Source organism: Ensifer sp. 22521, assembly GCF_052044795.1.
Taxonomy (GTDB): domain Bacteria; phylum Pseudomonadota; class Alphaproteobacteria; order Rhizobiales; family Rhizobiaceae; genus Ensifer.
The window spans coordinates 319,906-343,139 of record NZ_JBQENM010000005.1 but is presented as its reverse complement, the minus strand read 5'-3'; the positions used below and the strand labels follow the sequence as shown (position 1 = coordinate 343,139).

At 62.6% G+C, this 23,234-nt stretch carries 22 protein-coding genes and 1 pseudogene; 18 read left to right on the top strand and 5 right to left on the bottom strand.

Features of this window, described 5'->3' with window-relative positions; translation table 11 throughout:
* The first annotated feature begins 30 nt into the window (after positions 1–30).
* Together ACTJKE_RS09540 and ACTJKE_RS09535 are read left to right on the top strand one after the other, a co-directional pair.
* Entirely contained in the window at positions 31–3,087 is a 3,057-nt protein-coding gene (locus ACTJKE_RS09540) for an aminotransferase class III-fold pyridoxal phosphate-dependent enzyme (RefSeq protein WP_058325869.1), read from the top strand.
* 107 nt (positions 3,088–3,194) lie between these two features.
* Positions 3,195–4,205, top strand: a complete 1,011-nt coding sequence (locus ACTJKE_RS09535; protein WP_440691799.1) for an amino acid ABC transporter substrate-binding protein — start codon at positions 3,195–3,197, stop codon at positions 4,203–4,205.
* A gap of 118 nt (positions 4,206–4,323) precedes the next feature.
* On the opposite strand, the gene ACTJKE_RS09530 is transcribed toward ACTJKE_RS09535, so the two are convergent.
* Positions 4,324–7,248, bottom strand: a complete 2,925-nt coding sequence (locus tag ACTJKE_RS09530; RefSeq protein WP_058325870.1) for an aminotransferase — start codon at positions 7,246–7,248, stop codon at positions 4,324–4,326.
* 115 nt (positions 7,249–7,363) lie between these two features.
* Complete coding sequence (hutC, locus tag ACTJKE_RS09525; protein WP_058321064.1) at positions 7,364–8,107, bottom strand: histidine utilization repressor; 744 nt, start codon at positions 8,105–8,107, stop codon at positions 7,364–7,366.
* Positions 8,108–8,245: 138 nt separating this feature from the next.
* Between hutC and hutF the strand changes: the two are divergent.
* The 6 genes and pseudogenes from hutF (at position 8,246) to ACTJKE_RS09495 (ending at position 14,555) form a co-directional block, all read left to right on the top strand.
* Positions 8,246–9,614 (top strand): annotated as a pseudogene (hutF, locus tag ACTJKE_RS09520) (formimidoylglutamate deiminase).
* Between the two features lie 35 nt (positions 9,615–9,649).
* Positions 9,650–10,684, top strand: coding sequence for an ABC transporter substrate-binding protein (locus ACTJKE_RS09515; protein WP_058325872.1), 1,035 nt, complete (start codon positions 9,650–9,652; stop codon positions 10,682–10,684).
* Between the two features lie 141 nt (positions 10,685–10,825).
* The gene (locus ACTJKE_RS09510; protein ID WP_058321061.1) at positions 10,826–11,683 is read left to right on the top strand and encodes an ABC transporter permease; all 858 of its coding nucleotides are present in this window, start codon (positions 10,826–10,828) and stop codon (positions 11,681–11,683) included.
* The gene (locus ACTJKE_RS09505; protein ID WP_058325873.1) at positions 11,676–12,503 is read left to right on the top strand and encodes a quaternary amine ABC transporter ATP-binding protein; all 828 of its coding nucleotides are present in this window, start codon (positions 11,676–11,678) and stop codon (positions 12,501–12,503) included. The genes ACTJKE_RS09510 and ACTJKE_RS09505 overlap by 8 nt, the downstream gene beginning before the upstream one ends.
* Complete coding sequence (locus ACTJKE_RS09500) at positions 12,496–13,977, top strand: HAL/PAL/TAL family ammonia-lyase (RefSeq protein ID WP_058321059.1); 1,482 nt, start codon at positions 12,496–12,498, stop codon at positions 13,975–13,977. The genes ACTJKE_RS09505 and ACTJKE_RS09500 overlap by 8 nt, the downstream gene beginning before the upstream one ends.
* Positions 13,974–14,555: a HutD/Ves family protein gene (locus tag ACTJKE_RS09495; protein ID WP_058321058.1), complete on the top strand. Its 582-nt coding sequence runs from the start codon at positions 13,974–13,976 to the stop codon at positions 14,553–14,555. Before ACTJKE_RS09500 ends, ACTJKE_RS09495 begins: the two co-directional genes overlap by 4 nt.
* A 21-nt stretch (positions 14,556–14,576) precedes the next feature.
* Here ACTJKE_RS09495 and ACTJKE_RS09490 read toward each other — a convergent pair whose 3' ends face one another.
* Entirely contained in the window at positions 14,577–15,017 is a 441-nt protein-coding gene (locus ACTJKE_RS09490; protein WP_058325874.1) for an acetyltransferase, read from the bottom strand.
* 315 nt (positions 15,018–15,332) lie between these two features.
* On the opposite strand from ACTJKE_RS09490, the gene ACTJKE_RS09485 reads away from it, so the two are divergent.
* Positions 15,333–15,491: a hypothetical protein gene (locus ACTJKE_RS09485; protein WP_156414732.1), complete on the top strand. Its 159-nt coding sequence runs from the start codon at positions 15,333–15,335 to the stop codon at positions 15,489–15,491.
* A 233-nt stretch (positions 15,492–15,724) separates the two neighbouring features.
* Positions 15,725–16,090 (top strand): hypothetical protein, encoded by a 366-nt coding sequence (locus ACTJKE_RS09480; protein WP_058325875.1) that lies wholly within the window; start codon positions 15,725–15,727, stop codon positions 16,088–16,090.
* Between the two features lie 334 nt (positions 16,091–16,424).
* Here the strand turns inward: ACTJKE_RS09480 and ACTJKE_RS09475 are convergent, their stop codons facing one another.
* On the bottom strand, positions 16,425–17,657 hold the full coding sequence (locus ACTJKE_RS09475; protein WP_440691797.1) for a tyrosine-type recombinase/integrase: 1,233 nt from the start codon (positions 17,655–17,657) through the stop codon (positions 16,425–16,427).
* A 3-nt stretch (positions 17,658–17,660) separates the two neighbouring features.
* Positions 17,661–18,314, bottom strand: a complete 654-nt coding sequence (locus tag ACTJKE_RS09470) for a hypothetical protein (RefSeq protein ID WP_440691795.1) — start codon at positions 18,312–18,314, stop codon at positions 17,661–17,663.
* A gap of 106 nt (positions 18,315–18,420) precedes the next feature.
* On the opposite strand from ACTJKE_RS09470, the gene ACTJKE_RS09465 reads away from it, so the two are divergent.
* From ACTJKE_RS09465 to ACTJKE_RS09430, 8 genes are all read left to right on the top strand, one after another.
* Positions 18,421–18,627, top strand: coding sequence for a DNA-binding protein (locus ACTJKE_RS09465; protein WP_440691793.1), 207 nt, complete (start codon positions 18,421–18,423; stop codon positions 18,625–18,627).
* A 120-nt stretch (positions 18,628–18,747) separates the two neighbouring features.
* Positions 18,748–19,029 (top strand): hypothetical protein, encoded by a 282-nt coding sequence (locus ACTJKE_RS09460; RefSeq protein ID WP_440691791.1) that lies wholly within the window; start codon positions 18,748–18,750, stop codon positions 19,027–19,029.
* Complete coding sequence (locus ACTJKE_RS09455; RefSeq protein WP_440691789.1) at positions 19,026–21,041, top strand: hypothetical protein; 2,016 nt, start codon at positions 19,026–19,028, stop codon at positions 21,039–21,041. Before ACTJKE_RS09460 ends, ACTJKE_RS09455 begins: the two co-directional genes overlap by 4 nt.
* 314 nt (positions 21,042–21,355) lie before the next feature.
* Positions 21,356–21,529, top strand: coding sequence for a hypothetical protein (locus tag ACTJKE_RS09450; RefSeq protein ID WP_440691788.1), 174 nt, complete (start codon positions 21,356–21,358; stop codon positions 21,527–21,529).
* Positions 21,530–21,900: 371 nt separating this feature from the next.
* The gene (locus tag ACTJKE_RS09445; RefSeq protein WP_440691786.1) at positions 21,901–22,116 is read left to right on the top strand and encodes a hypothetical protein; all 216 of its coding nucleotides are present in this window, start codon (positions 21,901–21,903) and stop codon (positions 22,114–22,116) included.
* A 35-nt stretch (positions 22,117–22,151) separates the two neighbouring features.
* Positions 22,152–22,592 (top strand): hypothetical protein, encoded by a 441-nt coding sequence (locus ACTJKE_RS09440; RefSeq protein WP_440691784.1) that lies wholly within the window; start codon positions 22,152–22,154, stop codon positions 22,590–22,592.
* Entirely contained in the window at positions 22,589–22,981 is a 393-nt protein-coding gene (locus ACTJKE_RS09435) for a transposase (protein WP_440691782.1), read from the top strand. The genes ACTJKE_RS09440 and ACTJKE_RS09435 overlap by 4 nt, the downstream gene beginning before the upstream one ends.
* Positions 22,978–23,145, top strand: coding sequence for a hypothetical protein (locus ACTJKE_RS09430; protein WP_440691780.1), 168 nt, complete (start codon positions 22,978–22,980; stop codon positions 23,143–23,145). The genes ACTJKE_RS09435 and ACTJKE_RS09430 overlap by 4 nt, the downstream gene beginning before the upstream one ends.
* Positions 23,146–23,234: the final 89 nt, after the last annotated feature.

Here is a 23,234-nt window from a genome sequence, read left to right as displayed (position 1 = left end):
TGTAACTCTCGCCGACAGATGAGGGTCCCCATGAACGATATGCTGACGACGACGCCTGACTTTTCGACCGATGCGGCAGCGGCGCTGCTGAAGGAGCATTACGGCCTCGAAGGCTTGCTCTCGCTGCTTGCCAGCGAACGCGACCAGAACTTCAAGGTCGAGACAAAGGGTGGCGACACCTACATCCTCAAGATCATCAACGGTGCCGAACCCGCAGTCGAAAGCGATTTCCAGACGGCATTGCTCGGCCACGTCGGAGCCCATGCCGTCGATCTGCCGGTGCCGCATATCCGCCCGACGCTCAAAGGCGCGAGCCTTGCTTCGACCACGAGTGCGCGCGGCGTCACCCACAGCCTGCGCCTCGTCAGCTGGGTCGAGGGCCTGCCGCTTGCCGAGACGGGGCGCAGCGACGCAGCACTTCAGTCGCTCGGGCAGATGCTCGGCCGCTTCGACGCATCGCTTAAAGGCTTCATGCATCCGGGGGCGCTGCGCGATCTCGACTGGGACATCCGTCACGCCGGCCGCTCGGCCGACCGGCTGCACCACGTCGCCTCCGCTGAAGACCGCGCTTTGCTCGAGCGGTTCCTCACCCGCTTCGAAAAATCCGTCGCGCCGCGGCTCGCGACCCTTCGCGCCGCCGTCATTCACAACGACGCCAACGACTGGAACGTGCTGGTCGCCAAGGCCGACCACGACCAGATCTCCGGCCTGATCGATTTCGGTGATGCACTGCACGCGCCCGTCATTGCCGAAGTGGCGATCGCCGCCGCCTATGCCGGGCTCGATCATCCCGATCCGATCGGCGCCGCCGCTGCAATCGTCCGCGGCTTCCATCAGGAATATCCGCTGGCGGAAGAAGAGGTCGACCTTCTGTTCGATCTCATCGCCATGCGCCTCGTCACTTCAGTCACCATCTCGGCCTCGCGCCGGGCTCACACCGACGACAACCCCTATCTCGCGATCAGCGAGCGGCCGGCCTGGACGCTGCTGCGCAAGCTCGACCGGATGAACCCGCGTTTCGCCACCGCCATCCTGCGCAAGGCCTGCGGCTTCGAAGCAAGCCCCGGCGCCAGCCGCGTCACCACCTGGATCAACGCCAACCGCAAGACGTTGAAGCCCTTGCTCGCGCGCCCGGCTGCGACCTACCCGGCGGCGCTCGTGCCCTATGGCGACCCCTTACATCCGATGACCGTGAAATCGGCCGGTGAACAGCCGGGCGAAGCCCAGGCGATCTGGGAAGTCTATTGCCGCGAGCATGGCGTTGAACTCGGCATCGGTCCCTTCGGCGAGGAGCGCACCGTCTATGCCGGCGAGATGTTCGTCTCGCGCTTCATCGACCACACCCGCCGCACCCGCCATCTCGGCCTCGACCTGTTCATGGCCGCCGGCACCAAACTCTATACCCCCCTTGCCGCCACCGTCGTCAGCGTCGAGATCGAAGAAGATCCGCTGGGCTATGGCTGCCTGATCGCGCTTCGCCACGAGCCCGACGGCTGCCCGCCCTTCGTCACACTCTGGGGTCACCTGGCACATGAAGCGGTGGGACGGATCAGGGCCGGCGACCAGCTTGAGGCCGGGGCGCTCGTCGGCGAAATGGGGGCTCCAAAGGAAAACGGCGGCTGGGCGCCGCATCTGCATCTGCAGCTTTCGACCGACACCAGCCTGACCGCGACCGAGATCCTCGGCGTCGGCGAGCCGCAGTTTCTCGACGTCTGGGCCGAGTTGTTCCCCGATGCCCGCACCTTTGCCGGCATCGCCGAAGAATTCTACGAGAAAAAGGGCCGCTCGCACGAGGAGATCGTCAGACGGCGCAAGGAACTGCTCCTGCCGAACCTCTCGATCTCCTACGACAAGCCGATCAAGTTCGTGCGCGGCGAAGGCGTCTGGCTGATCGACGACAGCGGCCGCGCCTATCTCGACTGCTTCAACAATGTCTGCCACATCGGCCACGCCCACCCGGCGGTGGTCGAGGCGATGGCGAAGCAGGCGGCAATCCTCAACACCAACACCCGGTATCTGCACGACAACATCGTCGCCTATGCCGAGCGGCTCACGGCGACGCTACCGAAAGAATTGACCGTTGCCGGCTTCGTTAACAGCGGTTCGGAGGCGAACAGCCTGGCGCTCAGGCTGATGCGCGCCCATACCGGCCGCGAGAATGCGATCACGCTCGACTGGTCCTATCACGGCACCACGCAGGAGCTGATCGACATCAGCCCCTACAAATTCCGCCGCAGGGGCGGCAAGGGACCGAAGTCGCATGTGCATGTGGCGACCATTCCCGACAGCTACCATGCGCCGGCGGACTGGCCGGCTGAGGAACACGGCAAGCGCTTTGCCGAAAGCGTCGCCGAACTCATCGCCGCGATGAAGGCCAAGGGCGAAGGCCCCGGCTTCTTCATCGCGGAATCGATCCCGAGCGTCGCCGGCCAGGTGTTCCTGCCTGAAGGTTATCTAAAGGAAGTCTATCGGCTCGTGCGCGAGGCGGGCGGCGTCTGCATCGCCGACGAGGTGCAGGTCGGTTTCGGCCGCGTCGGCAGCCATTGGTGGGCCTTCGAAACGCAAGGGGTCGTGCCCGATATCGTCACCATGGGCAAGCCGATCGGTGACGGCCATCCGCTGGCAGCTGTCGTCACGACCCGCGAGGTCACCGACAGCTTCAACAACGGCATGGAGTATTTCAACACCTTCGGCGGCAACCCGGTCTCCTGTGCCGTCGGCCTTGCGGTGCTCGACGTGATCGAGGGACAGGATCTGCGCGGCAACGCCCTTTCGATCGGCAACTATCTGATCGACGCCTTCCGAGCAATGCAGGCCCGTTACGAAGTGATCGGCGACGTGCGCGGCATGGGCCTCTTCCTCGGCATCGAGCTTGTGACCGACCGCAAGACCAAGGCGCCGGCGACCGAGTTTGCCCGGGCCGTTTCCAACGGCGCGCGCCGCCGGGGCGTGCTGATGGGCACCGAAGGTCCGCATGACAACATCCTGAAAATGCGCCCACCGATGATCTTCTCGAAACGCGATGCCGATCATTTGATCGCCGTGCTCGAAGAGACTTTCGCAGACGTATCGAAAACGCTCGGCTGAGGCCGGGCGCAATACCGCCGAAACCAGAGCCAATCGGCCGGGATGCGACGCGCATCCCGGCGGCGAAGACGCATGCCCTAAAACATGAAAAAGAGGAGAACAGGACAATGAAACTTGGAGTTCTAGCACTGGCGAGCGCGGCGTTCCTTGCCGGCACCGCCGCCAACGCCGGCATGCTCGACGTCATCAAGGAACGCGGCGAGCTTCGCTGCGGCGTCAGCCAAGGCGTGCTCGGCTTTTCCGCCCCCAACGACAAGGGCGAATGGACCGGCTTCGACATCGATTTCTGCCGCGCAGTCGCAGCCGCAGCGCTTGGCAATCCCGACAAGGTGAAATACGTGCCGCTCTCGACCAAGGAGCGCTTCACCGCCCTGCAGTCGGGCGAGGCCGATCTCCTCTCGCGCCAAACCACCTGGACCCTGTCGCGTGACACCGATCTCGGCATGAGCTTCGTCGGCGTCAACTACTATGACGGCCAGGCCTTCATGGTGCGCAACGATCTCGGCGTGAACAGCGTCAAGGAACTCTCGGGCGCCTCCGTCTGCACCGAGACCGGCACGACGACCGAGCAGAACATGGCCGACTATTTCGGCGCCAACAACATCCAGTACCAGGTGGTCGCCTTCGAAAAGGCCGACCAGACGATCCAAGCGTTCAACACCGCACGCTGCGACGTCTATTCGACCGATGCCTCGGCGCTCTACGCCCAGCGCCTGACGCTCAACGATCCGGATCGTTTCGTCGTGCTGCCAGAAGTGATCTCCAAGGAGCCGCTCGGCCCGGCCGTCCGCCAGGGCGACGATCAGTGGTTCAAGATCGTGCGCTGGACACTGTTTGCGCTGACCGAGGCCGAAGAACTCGGCATCACCAAGGACAATGCCGCCAAGCTGCTCGAAAGCGGCACGACCGCGCAGAAGCGCTTCCTTGGCATCGAGAACGAAGCCGGTAAGTCGCTCGGGCTCGATCCGAAGTGGGCCTACCAGGCGGTTTCGGCGGTCGGCAATTACGGCGAGGTCTTCGAACGCCACCTCGGCAAGGACAGCCCGCTGAAGATCGACCGCGGCCTCAACAAGCTCTGGAGCAACGGCGGCCTGATGTACGCTCCGCCGGCACGCTGATCCGCTCGCCCAGTTCCGGCAAAGTCTCCAGTCCGGAATTGTTCGACAAAGGAAAAGCGCCAACGAGACGCCGCGGCCCTCCCCGCGGCGTTTTCGTTTTGAGAAGGTGCCAGCCAGCCTACCAGCCTTCCTCCAGCACCCGCGCCAGCATGTCAGCGAAAAAGTCGGCGCTCTCGCGGCTGAGGCAGAGCGGCGGCTTGATCTTCAGCACGTTCAGGTGATCGCCCGTCGGCTGCATGATGACACCGAGATCGAGCAGGCGGTCGCAAATCGCCGCCGTCTCCTCCGTCGCCGGCAACAAGCTCTCCCGGTCGCGCACGAATTCGACACCGAGATAGAGCCCCATGCCGTGCACCGCGCCGATCAGCGGAAAGCGTTGCCCCAGCGCTTCGAGCCGCGCCTTCAGATAACCGCCGACGACACGCGCATTCTCCGGCAATCGTTCTTCGGTCAGGATATCGAGCACGGTCTGGCCGACGACCGAGCTGACGGGACTGCCGCCGGCGGATGAGAAGAAATACCCTTCCTTCTCCAGCGCGTCGGCAATCTCGCGCCGCGTGATGACGGCGCCGAGCGGGTGGCCGTTGCCCATACCCTTGGCGACGGTGATGATGTCAGGCACGACACCCTGCTCTTCGAAGCCCCAGAAATAGTCGCCGAGACGGCCATAACCGACCTGCACCTCGTCGGCGATGCAGACACCGCCACGCGACCGCACCATGGCATAGACGGCGTCGAGATAGCCCTTCGGCAAGGGGATGCCGCCGGCATTGCCATAGACTGGTTCGCAAATGAAGCCGGCAAGCTTCTCGTCCGCGGCGTCCAGTTCGGTAAGCTTCTTGACGACGGAGCGGACATAGCTGTCCGCCGTATCGGCGCCACGGAACTCGCCGCGATAGGTGTTGGGCGCCGGCACCGGATGCACCCAGCCAGGGCGGGTCTCCAGCGCCTGCGGATTGTCGGCGATCGAGGTGGAGATCGCGTCACTGGCGACGGTCCAGCCATGATAGGCTTCGAGCAGGGTCACGATATTACGCGCACCGGAATAGGCCCAGGCGAGCCTGAGCGCCAGGTCGTTCGCCTCCGAGCCGCTATTGACCAGGAACACCGTGTCGAGCCCGTCAGGCGCAAGCGCCGCCAGCCGCGTCGAGAACTCGGCGACGGAGGCATAGTGGAAGCGCGAATTGGTGTTGAGCAGCGACCATTGCCGCCCGACGGCGGACGCCAGTCGGGGGTGCCCGTGGCCGAGGATGGTCACGTTGTTGACCATGTCGAGATAGCTGCGGCCCTCGACATCGAAGAGATATTCCTTCCAGCCGCGCTCGATCTGCGGCGGGTGCTTGTAGTAGTTCTTCTGCGGCTTGGCGAAGTGCTGCTGTCGTCGGCTTAGCAACGCTTCGCTGTGCAGTTCCGGCGCATCGCATTCGAAGCCGAGGACGCCGGCCGGTGACGGGCACAGATGCTTCCAGGCCTCTGCCTGATGCGGCATGGCAAAGAGCGGCGGAACGAGGCCATGCTCGCGGCAAAGCTGGACGCGGATCAGGCCATAGGACTGCTGTTCGCCGGAGACGACGCCCAGCACCGCGCCGGCGGCGGCCGTCTCCTCAAGATCGCCGCTGACTTCCACCCCTTCAAGGAAAAGACTCCCCTCGGCTCCCTCCAGAACCAGCAGCCCGTCCTGCCGGATGACGCGCCCCGCAAACGGGGCAACGATCTCGCGGCCCGCTTCCAGGCAGATGTCGACATGCAGCGCCAGCGTCGCGTCGGGCTTCGGCGAACGCAGTTGCGTCTCGGTCATCCGGTACTCGCCGTAGCGCGTGGTCGCGACACCGATCGCGTGCGCCGCGTGCTGCAACAGCGAAATCGGCAGCCCCTGGTGCTGCCAGCGCTCCTCCGGCAACAGCGGGCTCAGGATCGACAGGTCGATCTGGCGCACGTCGGTCGGCCCGAGCCCCTGGATCAGGCTCTCCCCGGTCACCGGCTGCGATGCCGGCGCAAGCCCCGCCGCCGCCAGGATGGCGTGCTCCATCAGCGCCGAAGGGACCGAAGTCGCCACGTCGAAGATCTCCCGCTCATGCGCGGCATTGCCCTCGACGTAAGTGTTGTCAGGTTCGCGCGAAAGCTGGTGCTCTGAGCTTGCGACCAGCACGGCGGCGCGGGCGACGATCAGCGGCCAGAGCGCCTTCAGCTCCACCTCGGTCAGCGGGCACGCGGCGTGAAACGCCTTGACCGCCGGCAGGATGAACCAGGGGTCGCCGTCAGCATGATGCAGCAAAGAGGCGCAGGTCACGGCAAGCTCGGCGACCAGCCACCCCTTGAGGATATCGCCGAAATCGATGACTCCGTCAGGGATCGGCCGGCCGGATGCATCGGGCTGGCTCACCACATTGTCGTCTGTGACATCATGATGGATCGCCTGGATGCGCAGTTCCGCCGTGATGGGCTGCAGACGCCGCATGGCTCCGACCATGATCTCGGCGATCCGCTTCTTGCGCTGCTGGTCCGGCATGTCGGCGAGAAGATGAAGCACGACGGGACCGGCGCGGCGCAGGTCCCATTGCAGTTCCCGTTCAAGCCCGGGATGTTCGAAGTCCTGCAGCGCCGCGGCCAGCCGCCCGGCCAGCGCGCCGAGCGCGGAAACGGCTTCACGCGAGAGATGCTTGCGCCGGGTCAGCGGCTCGCCATCGAGAAAATTCAGCAGGCGAATCCGGTAGTCCTGGTCGCGGACGGCAACGCTCTCGATCGCCTCGCCCCTGAGCGAGGGCACCACTTCCGCAACACGCGCCAAAGTCAGACGCTCGGAAAGATGCCGCAAGGCCGCATTCTGGGCCTCCAGTTCGAGCGCCCCATATTCCGCGCGGCAGATCTTCAGCACATAGCGTCGCTCGCCGGTATCGATGCGATAGTTGCGGTCCTGCTGGCTGCCGAGTTCGCTGATCGTGCCTGAGAGACCGTAGTGCTCCGCCAGCAATGCCTGCGCCTCCTCGGCACTGACATCGGGCCTGGGCAACTCGGTGCGAAGCTTCAGCGCGTCCTCAACCATGGTCTCGTCATCCTCCCACTCGGCGGTCGATCCTCCGAATCGACCGGAATATTGTCGAGATTAGAGCGGGATGAGGAAAAGATGTGCGGTTTTCTGCGGAAGCCCCAATCCCGATCTACTGCGACATGCCCTCAAGGCGATAGCGCGTGCCGGGATAAAGCAGGCGCGCCGTCGTCACATTGGCTGTCTCCGACCAGGTACGGCGTCGGATCATCAGGCAGGGCTCGTTGCGGTCGATGCCGAGCAGCTTGCATTCCCAGGCCTGCGGCGACACCGCCTCGACGATCTGCTCCGTGCGCGTGATTGGCGCGACCGCAGTCAGATAGGCGTTCGGCGTCATCGTCTGGAAATCCTGCTCCATATAACGTGGGCAGATCGCCGGATTGACGAAACGATCTTCGATCTGGATCGGCAGCCCGTTTTCCGAATGCACCATGATCGAATGGAAGACGCGCGCACCGGTCACGAGCCCGAGCGCATAGCCAATGTCCGACGGCGCGACCTCTTCCTGCATCAGCGTCATGCGCGAGGTGTGCGCGTGGCCGCGCTCGCGGATTTCGTCGGCGATATTGCGCACTTCAAGCAGCGCGGTACTGCCCTTGTGAGCCGCAACGAACGACCCTACGCCCTGAACACGGGTGATCGCGCCCTCGCTTGCCAACTCTCGAAGCGCCCGGTTGGCGGTCATGCGGCTGACGCGGAGATCGGCGACGATCTCGTTTTCCGAGGGAATGCGATGGTGAGCCGGCCACTCGCCGCTCTCGATGCGGCTGCGGATGAACTGCTTGACCGCTTCGTAGCGCGGCACCGGTCCGTCTTCGAATGCGGTCATTTCGTTCCTTCTTCCAAGCGCTGTCATCAACTCAAACCCCGCCTTTCCAGGATGCCGAACAAATCATGCGTATTCGACAATGATTCTTTTCGTTCATTTCGCGCTTGCGCGCCACCGTAAAATATCTATAGTTCCATATACAACTACGTACAGGAAAATCGCACCATGGCAACTTTTCCCGTCAACCGGCTCTTCGCCGACCATGCGCTTCTGCCGACAGGCTGGGCGCAGAATGTCGCCATTGCGCTTGACGCATCAGGCGGGATCGTCTCCATCGAGATCGATCAGTCGATCGCCGATGGCGACGAACGCGTCGCTGGTCCGCTGGTTCCCGCCGTCGCCAACCTGCATTCCCACGCCTTCCAGCGCGCCATGGCGGGCCTCGCCGAGGTCGCCGGCAGCGGCGACGACAGCTTCTGGACCTGGCGGGAAGAAATGTACCGTACCGTCGGGCTGGTGAACCCTGATGATGTCGAGGCGATCGCCGCCAAGCTCTACATGGAGATGCTGAAGGGCGGTTTCGGCCACGTCGCCGAGTTCCACTACCTGCACCATCAGGCTGATGGCACGCCCTATGCCGACGCAGCAGAAATGTCGCTGCGTATTCTCTCTGCCGCCCGCACGACCGGCATCGGCCTCACCCATCTGCCGGTTTTCTACGCGCATGCCAATTTCGGCGGCGTTGCGCCGAATGCCGGGCAGCGGCCCTTCCTGCATGATCCGGATCGTTTCCTTTCGCTTCTGCAGCGCCTCGAGCCGCTCTGCCGCGAGGCCGGTAACACGCTCGGCTATGCCATTCATTCGCTGCGTGCGGCGACGCCCGAGGAGATGCGCACGATCCTCGATGCAGCGCCTGTAAGTGGTCCGATCCATATCCATGTCGCCGAACAGACCAAGGAAGTCGACGACAGCCTCGCCTGGAGTGGCCGTCGTCCGGTTCAGTGGCTGCTTGACGAAATGCCCGTCGACGAGCGCTGGTGCGCAATCCACGCCACGCATCTGACCGACGACGAACGGCAGCGTCTGGCGCGCTCCGGTGCGGTCGCCGNCGGCGACCGAGGCCAATCTCGGCGACGGCATCTTCCCGGCGGTCGACTTCATGGCCGAAGGCGGCATCTTCGGCGTCGGCACCGATAGCCATGTGGCGACCAGCGTCGCCGAGGAACTGCGCCTGCTCGAATACGGCCAGCGGCTGCGCGACCGCCGCCGCAACCGGCTGGCCTCCGGCCCCGGCGCCTCGATCGGCCGGACCATCTTCGACGCTGCCCACAAGGGCGGCGCCCAGGCGGCCGGCCAGAAGACGGCGGGCATCGCCGTTGGCGCACGCGCCGATTTCGTCGTGCTCGACGGCGACAATCCCTACATCGCTGCCGCCAGCGACAACCAGATCCTCGACCGCTGGCTCTTTGCGCTCGGCGGCGAGAGCGTCCGCGACGTCATGGTCGCGGGCGAGTGGAAGATCCGGAACGGACGCCACGACCGGGAAGACGATATCGACCGCGCCTTCGCGCGGGTGCTGATGAAACTGAAATAGTAACAGAAGCCAAAATCAAAACAGGGAACAGCTTAATGTCGATCAGCAAATTGAAACTCACCCTTGCCGCCACCGGCCTCGTGCTCGCGGCTTCCACCGGCAGCGCCAGCGCCTCCTATTGCGGCGACGGCAAGACCGTCATGTTCGCCGGCATCGACTGGGAAAGCGGCGCCTTCATCACCGAAGTGATGAAGACCATTCTTGCCAAGGGCTACGACTGCCAGGTGGATTCGATCCCCGGCAACTCGGTGACGCTCGAGCAGGCGACCGCCAATAACGACGTGCAGATCTTTGCCGAGGAATGGCTCGGCCGCTCCGACATCTGGAACAAGGCCGTGGAAGAAAAGAAGGTCGTTGCCGTCGGCAAGACCTTCGTCGGCGCCAGCGAAGGCTGGTTCGTGCCGGAATACGTGATCAAGGGCGATGCCTCCCGCAATCTCGAAGCCAAGGCTCCGGACCTGAAGAATGTGTCGCAGCTCTCCGACCCCAAGATCGTCGAGCTCTTCGCCGATCCGGAAGAGCCGACCAAGGGCCGCTTCCTGAACTGCCCGTCGGGCTGGACCTGCGAGGGCGTGAGCTCCGCCAAGCTTGAAGCCTACAAGCTCGGCGAGACCTATGTGAACTTCCGTCCGGGCACCGGCACCGCGCTCGATTCCGCCATCACGTCCGCCTATCTCCAGGGCGAGCCGATCCTCTTCTACTACTGGTCGCCGACCGCGATCATGGGCAAGTTCAAGCTCGTCCAGCTCGAAGAGCCGGCCTATAGCGAAGCCTGCTGGAAGGAGCTTTCGAGCGCCAACGGCAAGCGCGATGAAGGCTGCGCCTTCCCGTCGGTCGACGTCTCCTACGGCGTCAACAGCACCTTCGCTCAGGAAGCGCCGGAGATCGTCGCGATCCTCGAAAAGGCGACCTTCCCGCTCGAAGCCGTCAACGGCAGCCTCGCCTACATGGCCGACAACAAGGTCGACGCGACGGCAGCCGCCGCCGAATTCCTGAAGACCAAGGCCGACGTCTGGGGCAAGTGGGTTTCGGACGAAGCCCGCGGCAAGATCGAAGCCAGCCTGAAGTAATCGCGACCCATCGCCGGCTCGGGCTCGTCGCTGCATCCAATGCGCGCGTGAGCCTGAGCTGGCGGTTGGCCACAATACCCGAGGCAAGCGCCGTCGGCGGCTCACCGTGTCCGCTGGCAGCCCGAGCAAGGAACGCGTCCGATGTTTCCGGATTCTCTCAATCTCTCCATTCGCGGACCCGTGAATGATTTCATCCAGGCGCTGGTCAGCGGCTATGGCTGGGTCTTCAAGGCGATCAGCGCCGTCATTCTGAAAGCCGTTCTGTTCATTGAATGGATCCTGCGCGGCCTGCCCTGGTGGGTCGTCATCCTCATTTTCATGGCGCTCGCCTGGCAGAGCTCCAAGCGCTGGGGCCTGACGGTCGTCGTCGGCGTCCTTCTGTTCTTCGTCGGTGTGCTCGGCCTCTGGGACCTGACGATGCAGACGCTGGCGCTGATGCTGATGGCGACGATCGTCTCGGTCGTCATCGGCATACCCATGGGCATTCTCGTCGCCAAGAGCCGGGTGGTGCGCAACATCACCCTGCCGGTGCTCGACGTCATGCAGACGATGCCGAGCTTCGTCTACCTGATCCCGGCGCTGATGCTCTTCGGCCTCGGCAAGGTTCCGGCGATCCTCGCCACCATCATCTACGCCGTGCCACCGCTCATTCGCCTTACCGATCTCGGCATCCGCCAGGTCGACCATGAGGTGGTGGAAGCGGCAACCGCCTTTGGCGGCAGTCCCAACCAGATCCTCTTTGGCGTCGAGCTGCCGCTCGCCACGCCGACGATCATGGCTGGCCTCAACCAGACGATCATGATGGCGCTGTCGATGGTGGTCGTCGCCTCGATGATCGGCGCCCGCGGCCTCGGCGAGCAGGTGCTGAACGGCATTCAGACGCTCGACGTCGGCAAGGGCCTGGAAGCCGGCATCGGCATCGTCATTCTCGCGATCGTACTCGACCGCATCACACAAGGCTTCGGCAAGAGCCAGACGGAGGATCCCCGCAATGGCTGATATCGAGATCCGCAACGTCTACAAGATCTTCGGACAGGACTCCAAGGCCGCGCTCGCCATGGCCAAGGAAGGGCTCAACAAGTCCGAAATCCTCGCCCGCTCCGGCTGCAGCGTCGGCCTCAACAATGTCAGCCTGACGATCGGCGCCGGCAAGATCTTCGTGATCATGGGGCTTTCCGGCTCCGGTAAGTCGACGCTGGTGCGCCACATCAACCGGCTGATCGAGCCGACCAGCGGCGAAGTGGCGTTCGACGGTAGCAACATCTTGGACCTCGACACCAAGGCGCTGCGCACCTTCCGCATGCACCGCGTCAGCATGGTGTTCCAGAGTTTTGCGCTGATGCCGCACCGCACGGTGTTGCAGAACGTCGTCTACGGTCAGCGCGTGCGCGGCCTGCCCAAGGCCGAGGCCCGCGATATCGGCATGAAGTGGATCGAGACGGTCGGGCTTGCCGGCTACGACGCCAAGTTCCCACACCAGCTTTCGGGCGGCATGAAACAGCGCGTTGGTCTTGCCCGGGCGCTTGCCGCCGATACCGACGTGATCCTGATGGACGAGGCCTTCTCGGCCCTCGACCCGCTGATCCGCGCCGACATGCAGGACCAACTGCTGCAACTGCAGCAGAACCTGTCGAAGACAATCGTCTTCATCACCCACGATCTCGACGAGGCGCTGCGCATCGGTTCGGAAATCGCCATCCTCAAGGACGGACAGGTGGTGCAGGTCGGCACGCCGGACGATATCTTGGAGCGGCCGGCCAACGACTATGTCGCCCGGTTCGTGCAACGCCGACAGGGACGACCGGAAGCCCATGAGTGAGAGCATAATCCTCGACGCGCCTTTGACCTGGCAGGAAATCGCGGCGGTCGCCAATGGCGCACCGCTCGCGCTTTCCGATGCCGCGCGGCGACGCATCGTCAATGCGCGCCGCATTGTCGACGCGCTGGTCGAGCGCGGCATCCGCGGCTACGGCATCAACACCGGCGTCGGCGCGCTCTGCGATGTCATCATCGACCGCGAAAACCAGCAGGCGCTCTCGCGCAACATCATCCTCAGCCACGCCTGCGGCGTCGGCGAACCGCTCGGCCGACCCGAAGCGCGTGCCGTCATGGCCGCACAGATCGCAAATTTCGCCCACGGCTATTCCGGCGTGCGCGTCGAAACTGTCGAGGCGCTTTTGGGTCTGCTCAACGCCAACCTTATCCCCGACATCCCCTCGCGCGGCTCGGTCGGTTATCTCACCCATGCAGCCGCAATCGGCCTCGTGCTGATCGGCCACGGAACCGTCGACGACGGCAAGGGCAAGATCGGCGGCGCCGAGGCCCTTGCCCGCATCGGTCTCAAGCCGCTCAAGCTCGAAGCCAAGGAGGGTCTGAGCCTCGTCAACGGCACGCCGTGCGCCACCGGTCTCGCGGCGCTGGCGCTTTCCCGCGCCGCACGCCTGTTTGACTGGGCGGATGCGGCTGCCGCCATGACCTACGAAAACCTCGGCAGCCAGGCCAACGCCTTTGCCGCCGTGCCGCTTGCGCTTCGCCGCTCCAAGGGTCTCGAAGCAGTCGGCGCGTCGCTGCGCACCTATCTTGCCGATAGCCCGATGCTTGCGGAAACCGCAGGCACCCGGACGCAGGACCCCTTGAGCCTTCGCGCCGTGCCGCATGTGCATGGCGCTGCCCGCGATGTGTTGAAGCAGGTTGCCGAAGTCGTCGACCGGGAGCTTGCAAGCCTCACCGACAACCCGGCTGTCTCAGGCACGCCTGATGCGCCGGAAGTGCATTCGCAGGCCCATGCGGTTGGTGCTGCCCTCGGCCTTGCCATGGACAGCCTGGCGGTCGCGGTCGCCGAAGTCGCCGCCATCTCCGAGCGCCGCATCGACCGGCTCGTCAATCCGCTGGTGAGCGGCCTCCCGGCCTTCCTCGCCGGCGACAGCGGCGTCTCCTCGGGCTTCATGATCGCGCAGTATACGGCCGCCGCTCTTGCCGCCGAAAACCGACGCCTCGCCGCCCCCGCCAGCCTCGATGGCGGCATCACCTCGGCGCTGCAGGAAGACATCCTCACCCATGCGACGCCGGCCGCCTGGAAGGCGCTGTCGATTGCCGACAACCTTGAGACGATCCTCGCGATCGAACTGCTCGCCGCATCCCAGGCCTATGACCTCCAGCCGCGCGGTCGCGCCACCCGCACCGACGGGCTCTACCGCCGTATCCGCGCGGCGATCCCGACCTATGCCGACGACCGGCCACTGAATGGCGATTTCGCACGCATGCGCGCACTCATGGAAGAGAGCACGCCATGAAGATTCTGCGCGCAGAGAACTACAAGCGCATGCCGTGGAAGAACGGCGGCGGCGAGACGGTGGAGATCGCCATCTTCCCGGAAAACGCCTCGCTCGGCGATTTCGACTGGCGCGTGAGCATGGCGACCGTCGCCAGCGACGGCCCCTTCTCCAGCTTCCCCGGCATCGACCGCACGCTTTCGATCCTTCAGGGCAAAGGCATGCGGCTGACGATCGAAGGGCGCGAGCCCGCCTTGATGACCGGTGAGACGGCACCGCTCCCCTTCCCCGCCGACGTCGCGACCTCGGCAACGCTGGTGGACGGTCCGATCGTCGACCTCAACGTCATGACCCGGCGCGGCAAGCTTATGCATACGGTCCAGCGCCTGACGATCGGCCATCCGCAGACAGTGGACGGCACAGCGGACACGACCATCGTCCTTTGCCATGGCGGTGCTGTGCGCTTGGCAGCGGCAGAGGGACAAGCCGACCTCGCAACAGGCGACACGGCGATCCTCAAAGGCTCAGCCTCTGTCACGATCGAGCCTACGACCTCTGCCGTTGTTTTCCTGATCACCATCGACAGGCCGGCCGCCTGATCGGGCGCCCGCCTGCGCTGATCACCCCCGCAGCAAATGCAACAACGGATACGGACGTCCGGCATCGTCGACCGGCGAACGCCCGACCGTCTCGAAACCCAGGCACTGATAAAACCCCGCCCCGGAGGCATTCTGCTCGTTGACGTCTACCGTCAAGACCGGATGCAGCGTCATCGCATGCTCGACGAGCCGCCGGCCGACGCCACTGCTGCGCGCCTCCGCGTGAACGAAGAGCGAGTCGATCTGCGCCCCGCTCATGCCCATGAAGGCGAGCGCCTGATCGTTTTCGTCAGCCGCAATCCAGAACTCGGCTGCCGGCAGATACTGGTCGCGAACCATCCTCTCAATGGCAGCGAAGTCCTCCGGCGTCAGGAAGTCGTGCGTGGCGACCACGGCGCCGCGCCAGATCTCGAAGGTGCGCGGATAATCGTCAGGACGGGAGGGGCGAATGGAAATGGTCATGCAACAATCACTTTGAAAAACGAGGCGCCGATGGGATTGCCGCGCTCGGGCCCGGGCCAAAGCAGCGCACAGGACGCCAGATGGTGAAGATGTCCGGTCCCGAATCCGATCCGGCACGACGCGCGCACTCTAGTTGAGGGCGCCCCGATCGCAAGCCGTTCGGCCAGGTGCGCTTTTCAGGCAACGACGATTAAGTTTCCAGTAACCATATCTCATGTTCCCCGGGGAACAGCGCAGCTGACGCCACACGATAGTCTCTATGTCACGGTTTCTACCGACACACGTCAACAAACGCAGGGCTTGGAGGACACGGACATGATCAAAACCGCTTTCGGCGTCAACGTCACCGTACTGGTCTTCTCGATCACCGTGATCGCCATCATGCACTTCGCCCTGTCCCAATATCGGGCGGCCGAAATCGCCGATATCAACCTGCCTGACTACTCGACCATCACTTCGTCGATCCACTACTAAGGCCCTCGTTCCGGACGCGAAAGTCAGGCAGCGTGTCGAACTGGCTTTCCTCCGTCTGCACCTCCTTCGAGCAAAACGATCTGTAGGCGCTACCATTGATGATGGCGGCGCCTTTTTGCATCGATCAGCCGCCCCATGAACGGCCGGAGAGATTATGATAGGCAACGCCGATCGAGCGAATCGAGCGCTCGAAACAGACGTCTATCAATGTTCCCAAAGGGGCCGAGGCAAATATGGCAGATCCGCAAAACGAGCTGAAGCTCAGCACCTTCAAGCTGCACGAACAGGCGGTCCGCGCATCCGTCGGCGGGAAGCAGCTGGCATTGGACGCACTCGAACTCGGCGGCGAAATCCTCGTCGTCCTGACATGGCTGGGCAACTCCGAGAAGGGCCTGCGCAAGCCGGAATATGTCCTGCCCTTGAGCGCGATCATGCACCAGAAGCTGAGCAACGATTCGGACGCGAAGTACAAATGGGCTATCGGTGCACCGCTGCCGCAGTCGCTTTTCGACGGCAGCGCGTCGAGGCAATTCAGAAGGCAGTTCGGTGTCAGAAGCGGGCCGGCACTGACGTTGCCATTGAATCCAACGCGTCATTGAGGGCGGCGTTCCCTCCCTGACAGGGCTCCGTTACATACGAAAACCACGGTATATCGCACCACGTGGCGAATGCCGTGGCCTTGCTTCAACAAGGAGAATAGAAAAGGCGGCAAGCGGCGGCCGCGCCAATCTAGCCCGAAAACTCCGCCACAGGGGGTGCGTTTTCCGCGCTGGGATTACCTATGTCTCAGGTATGGACAATTGGAGAAATGGTAGCGGAGGAGGGATTCGAACCCCCGACACAAGGATTATGATTCCCGTATCATCTTTGTTTTTATTGATATTTTTCTCAGCATGTCGCAGTTATGTCGCAATGAACTCCATTCTTGTCGCACTAGCCCAGAAGGGACCGCTCAGCAGCGGCCAGCTCGTCGGCATCGTCGCCGCGCGGGAAAAGGTGCCCGTATGTGTCCAGTGTCATCTGAACCGACGAATGCCCCAGCCGTTCCTGCACCGACTTGACCGGCAACTCCAGACCACCGTCCACCTTCCGGTTGATACACCACGACGCAAAGAAATGCCGGAGTGAGTGAAGGCCGGTATATTTCGCGGCCATGATGACGTTGCCCTTCTTATCCAGTTCCTCAGTGGGGACAGAGACCCCGGCCTTAATCTGAGGCGGGATCAGGCCCCGGTTAACGATGTTCGCATGGCTCTCGATGTTCCCTTTTCCGTTCGGGAAGACATAGTGCAATTCACGAATGGGATTGCCGGCGTCGTCGATCCTCCCGGTATCCCGGCGCGGACATACAAGGCGCCATTCCCTCAGCGTATTGACGACCATCGGCGGGACCGGGATTGTTCGCTCGCCGGCTTCTGTTTTCGGCGGGCCGATCTTCCCGTATTCATCTGCGCGCTGACTGACGCTAATCGCGCGCCCTTCCAGATCGACATCCTCCCAGCGCAAACCGCGCAATTCCGAAGACCGCATGCCGGTAAAGATCGCGGTGATCAGCAGCGGGCGCCAATGTCCCTCAACAGTGGTGATGATCGTCCGGACCTCGGCCGGCGTCGGGATATGAACCCCCGCCTTGAGTTTCCCCTTGTGGCGCTTCTCAGTCCGCTTCTCTTTCCCTTTTCGGCGATGCCGCATGTCTCTGACCGGGTTCCGCGTAGCCCGCCCACGCTCCATCGCATCGGCAAAAATTCCGCCGAGTGACACGAGCACCTTCTTGATCATCGCGGGAGAACGCCCCGCCTCCCTGAGACTATCCTCGAATTCCCGGATCAGCGGGACCGTCAGCTTGGATACCAGCTTGTCGCCGATGAAGCTCTCGATGTGGAACTTCAGGTGCCGCTTCCGCTGCTCGATGGTGCTCCGCTCAAGCCCCTCCCCTTCGCCGGTTGCGACCCACAGCGCACCGGCCATCTTCACCGTGACACTACTTCGGTCGGCAACATGAGTGCCGTCCTGGACCTCAATGTGTGTCTTGCTGGCGAAGGTGTCGGCGTCTTTCTTCAGGCGGAATGTCTTCTGGCGCTTTACTCTTTTGGTGTCGAAGTACGTGACGATCCACGCCTCTTTCTGAACGCCGTGGCCTGTCCATGCGCGCTTGCGTACCGACATTTGTCAGTCCTCCCTGTACGTGCTCGCGGAACTGCGCTCTTGTTGCCGAAGGTTGCGGATGATGAACCTCAAAAGCGCCTCTTCATTGAGAAAGACGTCTAGTTCATCGTCGTAGTAGGCCCACTGATTAGGCTCACCTTCCATCTCAAGGTATTCGACCGCTGATACAAACTCACAGGCACGCTGAATACCGAATTCAGTCGGGTCTTTTATGATGTCACTAATGATGGGGCTTGCCGAGGCCGCCTGCATCCGTGCGGCTTGCTTTTCGATGCGCTCTGGAACACGCACTTCATTCCGCGCTCCAAAATAGTTGACGGCTATGTTAAGCGCGCCTTTAAGCGCGAGGCTGGTAAAGGCGTCCTCATGCCAATGCTGTCCAGTCGCCACTTCGAGGCTACTGACTATCTTGGCAACAACGTAAGCAAATGCGCGAACATGTTCGGGCCCCAATGCACGCTCCCAGCGCTTCGGGTGGTCGAAACTGTCGCGCAGCCGTCGCTCGACGATCTGCGAGATCGACTTTCCTGTCTCCTTGCTTTCCTTGTCCAGCGCGGCCCGCAGCTCCGGCGTTATCCGCGTTGAAAAGGCCGCCGACTTGCCCGCAAATTCTCCGTTTGGTTTGCGACCGCCTCCTGGTGCCCGTTTCCCTGCCATCTGAGCCCTTATTTGTCTTAACAGCTGTATGGCAAATGTATTGCGAACGGTTGGCACGGGCAAGGACAAAAAGTAAAACGGTAGTACTCAGAGACAGGAGGCATTTATGACGCTTGAAGATGCCCTGAGACGCCCGACCCTTTCCGTGCCGGTTGCAGGCTCGCTCTTTTATGGCCTGAGCCGTAACGGCGCCTATCAGGCGGCCAAGCGTGGCGACATCCCAACAATCAAAATCGGCCGCAAGATTATGGTGCCCGTTGCACTGATGGCAAAACGGCTAGGACTTCATCACAATATAAGTGAGCAAAGTTGATTGAGCCCGCCGTTCTAGCGCGCGGTTGGCTCAATCATAAGTTAGAAGATCAGATCCAAAGACTAACTCAGAGCATCGACTGGCGTCAAAGGCGGCGGTTTCCTGATTGGAGACTGTCCGATGAAGCACACCCCAGACATATCGGCGATCCGCAGCCGCCGCCGGCCGCAACATCTTGCGGCCTATCTCGAAATCCAATCTGAACTCGATCTTGCCAGGCATTTGGCGAATTGCGGCGCGCGCCCGGTTTTGGAGGCGCTGCGGGCCGTCGAGCGCGGCGAGTCCGTAGACGCCGTTCTACTCGACTTCGCTCGCCTGCCGGCCGGCTGTGGCCGGCCGAGATTTCCCCTAAACGCCAGGATCGTCGCCGTCGCGAGCGCGGACGGGAGGGATGACGGATGATCGATCTTCTCGCCAAACTCAACAATGTTCGCAAGAACGGCAAGGGGTGGACGGCTCTTTGTCCCGGTCACGAGGATCGCCAGAACAGCCTAAGCATCGCCACGGGTGACGACGGCCAATGGCTGTTGAAATGCCATGCCGGATGCGAACTGGCGGACATAACCGCAGCGATCGGCATCCACGTTGCAGATCTCTTTGCCGAAGGCAAGAGAACGAAGGGGGGGCGCCCCATTAATCCCTCCAGAAACAGTGCAACAGTGCAACAGCAGGGACTGACGCTCGCGGCCTATGCCGAGGCGAAGAAACTGCCGGTCGAATTCCTGAACCAGATCAGTCTGAGCGACATGACCTATGCGGGCCAACCGGCGGTTCGCATCCCCTATATCGGACCCGGCGGGGAATTGCTGGCCTCACGCTTCCGTATCGCTCTGGATGGCGACCGCTTTCGGTGGAAAGCCGGTTCCAAACCATGCATCTACGGTCAGAGCCGCATCGAAGAGGCGCGCAAGCGGCAGTCGGTGGTGCTCGTCGAGGGCGAGAGCGATTGTCATACGCTCTGGTATCACGGCATTCCGGCGCTCGGCCTGCCGGGTGCCAGCAGTTGGAATGAAAGCCGGGATGCGCCGCTGTTCGAGGGCATTGGCGAAATCTATGTGGTGATCGAACCGGACAAGGGCGGCGATGCGGTCCGGGAATGGCTGTCGCGCTCGGCGATCCGGGATCGCGTCAAATTGCTCGAATTGCCGACGAAGGACGCTTCCGCGCTCTATCTCGATGATCCGGCGCGCTTCAAAGAACGCTGGCGCGTCGCCTCACTCGGAGCGTTGCCATGGACGACCGTTGCGGCCGAACTCAACACCGAAGAGCGCGCCGAAGCATGGAACCTTTGCGAGCCGCTGGCGAAGAGCCGCAACATCCTCGCCGATTTCGCCAAAGAACTCGCCGACCGTGGCGTGGCTGGAGAAGAGACGACGGCCAAGGTCGTTTATCTGGCTCTGACATCGCGGCTCCTGGAGCAGCCGGTCTCATTGGTGATCAAGGGGCCGAGCTCTGGCGGCAAGTCGTACGTCGCCGAACAGACGCTGAAGTTTTTCCCGCAGAGCGCCTATTACGCGCTTTCGGCGATGTCGGAACGGTCGTTGGCCTATAGCGACGAACCGCTGGCACACCGGCATCTGGTGCTGTTCGAGGCTGGTGGTATGGGCCAGTTCGGCAGCTATCTGATGCGCTCGCTGCTTTCGGAAGGATGCCTGCGCTATGAGACGGTGGAGAAGACACGGGACGGTCTCAAGCCGAAGCTGATCGAACGACCCGGACCTACGGGGCTGCTTTGCACCACGACGCGATTCACGCTGCATCCCGAAAATGAAACACGAATGCTTTCGCTCACGGTCACCGACAGCCGAGAGCAGACAACGGCGGTGCTTGCGGAAATCGCCCGGCAGATACCACGTGCCAAAAACGGTCTCGATCATTGGCAAGCATTGCAGACCTGGTTGGCCAGTGGTGCTTGCGAAGTGATCGTCCCTTATGCGGATGCGCTCGCCAGGCTCGTGCCACCGGTTGCGGTCCGGCTCAGGCGCGACTTCTCGACGTTGCTGTCGCTGATCAAAGCACATGCACTTTTGCATGCCGCCACCCGCATCAAGGACAACCACGGCCGGATCGTCGCGACGATCGTCGATTACGAGGCCGTGCGTGTCCTGGTCGTCGATATCATCGCGCAAGGAGTCGGCGCCACGGTCAAGCCGCACGTCAAGGAAATCATCTCAGCCGTCAAGCAATTGAACGGCTCCTATGAAAACCCCATCGGTTATCGCGCGCTCATGGACCTTCTGCATCTCGACAAGGCGACCGTCTCGAGAAGGGCGCGTGAGGCAATCGATCTCGGTTATCTCGACAATCTGGAAAAGCGCGAGCGCCAACCCGCGCGGTTGATCCCCGGCGATCCGTTGCCGGAGGAGGTCGAGGTGCTCCCTACAACTGAAGAACTGGAGGAAAAGTCTGGATAGACAACCATAGATACCCCGCTGTTGCGCAGTTGCGCTGTTTCACGAGGGGTATGACACACCCCACCAACTGAGAGGTAAAGGCGATGAGAAACAAGCAAAAGAGTTGGACATGTCCGCGCTGCAAGACGACGACCTACAATCTGCAATATGTCCGGGACCGCTGGTGCGAACCGTGTGACGGCGATCACAGAGGCCGGCGGAGACCAAAACGACCGCCGTTGGCCCCGGCTTCGGGCAGCAAGACCGCGCCCGAGCCGGCCATGTGAGGACCTGTCACAAGTGTCAGCCTGAAGTCCGACAGAAAGGAAAAGGACATGAACATCGCACCGACACCGGCTTTCAGCGCCGCCCTCTATGCCGCCTGCGCCAGATATGGCGGCTGGCATTGCGAACCGCGCAGCGGCGTGATCCGACGCACCGAACCGGACGCGCCATCACCGATTCGAGTTGATCGCAAAGTTCCGCGACGAGTTTCCGCGCGACTATGAGCGGACGGTCGCAAGTCTGCCCGAAACATGGCCGGGCGATCCATCCGATCCTGAACCGCTTGGCTTCTGCGCGCCGACTCCGCAGAGCCTGATACCGGCGATGCGAGGCAGCAAACCAGGCGGTCGCGGCCCACTGGCATCTCCCGGTCTGCCGCCGGGGGAACAGGGAGCAACGAGGAATGAGGCCCGGCAATGAGCGAAAACAAAAGATTAGCGCCCTGCATGTTGAACTGGGTAAAGCAGCATCCCGAAGTCAGGCACCAGCGCTGGCTTCCCGACAAGATGATCCAGGAGACGGACGAGGCATTCCTCACGAGCTGCAACTCGGGCTGTCTAGAGCGAAGGAACTTCAATAGCCGGGAACGGGAACGATGAGTGCCTCCTCCAAAGAGCGCCAGCGCCGCTACCGGCAACGCCGCAAATCCGGCCTCCGTGTAGTCCGGCTTGTTGTCGACGAGGTCGCACTTTCCGTCGTGCTGGAAGGGCTGAATTTTGTCGATCCGCAGGACGGGGATGAGAAAGCACTCGAGCGTGGACTGAATGAGATGATCCATGTGCTCTGCGGCGGGCTGGACAGTGACGCATAACGCCTCGCTTGGAAGCGATCTGCTACAGTTAGCAGATGACCGTATCCACAGTAAGCGAAGTTGCCCTTCATGAGGCCGCCCATTGCGTCGCCGCCTTCAAGCATGGGATCGCTGTACGCCATGTTTGTGTTGCCCGGCGCGAGGTCGCCCTCGAGTCCCCCGGCGACTACCTTGAGCGCGGGCACCACCATGGCGCGGTCGCGATGGCATATGCGATCACTGCTTTAGCTGGCCAAGCCGCGGCGCCTGCAACCGGGCTGTCGAAATTCGATCAACAGCTGCTGGAGCATTCGGTTTTCTTGGGCTCGTGGGCCGACGATCCCGATGACATGCGTCGGGCGCTTTCTGCGCTCGCCACGCACTTCGTTTCCGCCCATCGCGAGGCTATTGAAAAGCTGGCGCTCGTCCTGGATCAACGTAGCGGCACCATGTCGGGCGTCGAGGTCGAGGTCTTTCTCGGGAGCGCAGTGCGATGACAGATATGGACGAGGAAAAGGAACTCGCCTTTGTCGCCGCGCGTGCCGCAGAGATCGAAATGGGACTCAACGCGAGTTTTACCAAAGAGGAGCTTCGACGACCGTTAAGCACTCGCTGTGTTCACTCGCTCATCGCGGCCACGACCGCCAGTACAGCGGCGAAGCTGAGGGCTTTGTCTGCCCGCGTTGAACAACTCGAAGCTGGCGGTGTCCGCTATGCCGGCACCTGGCAGCGGGCCTTGCCCTACCGGAAAGGGACGGTCGTCACGAGCAGTGGCAGCATGTGGGTAGCCCTTCGAGACGTAGCCGAGGGTGAGCAGCCGGGCAAGTTGCTCGATGCATGGCAATTGGCGTCCAAGGCCACTCGCGCAACGGGGAGACCGCGATGAACACGTACAGCTTCGAAGATGTGAAGCTCACGGTAAAAAATGTCGTTGATGCCTTCGTCCGCACCTTCGGCCGGGCACCTACCCCGAAAGAGCAAGAGATACTCGTGTCTGCGCTTGTGCGCTACTTCGATGAGCCCGATGCGCCGACCACGAGACTTCAATAACAGCACCGCGCGCCTCCTACAGTGGAAGCCCAAGAGCTTAGGCCGTAGCATTCTCATTGCCGCTGGTGCCGAGACGGATACCGGGTTCC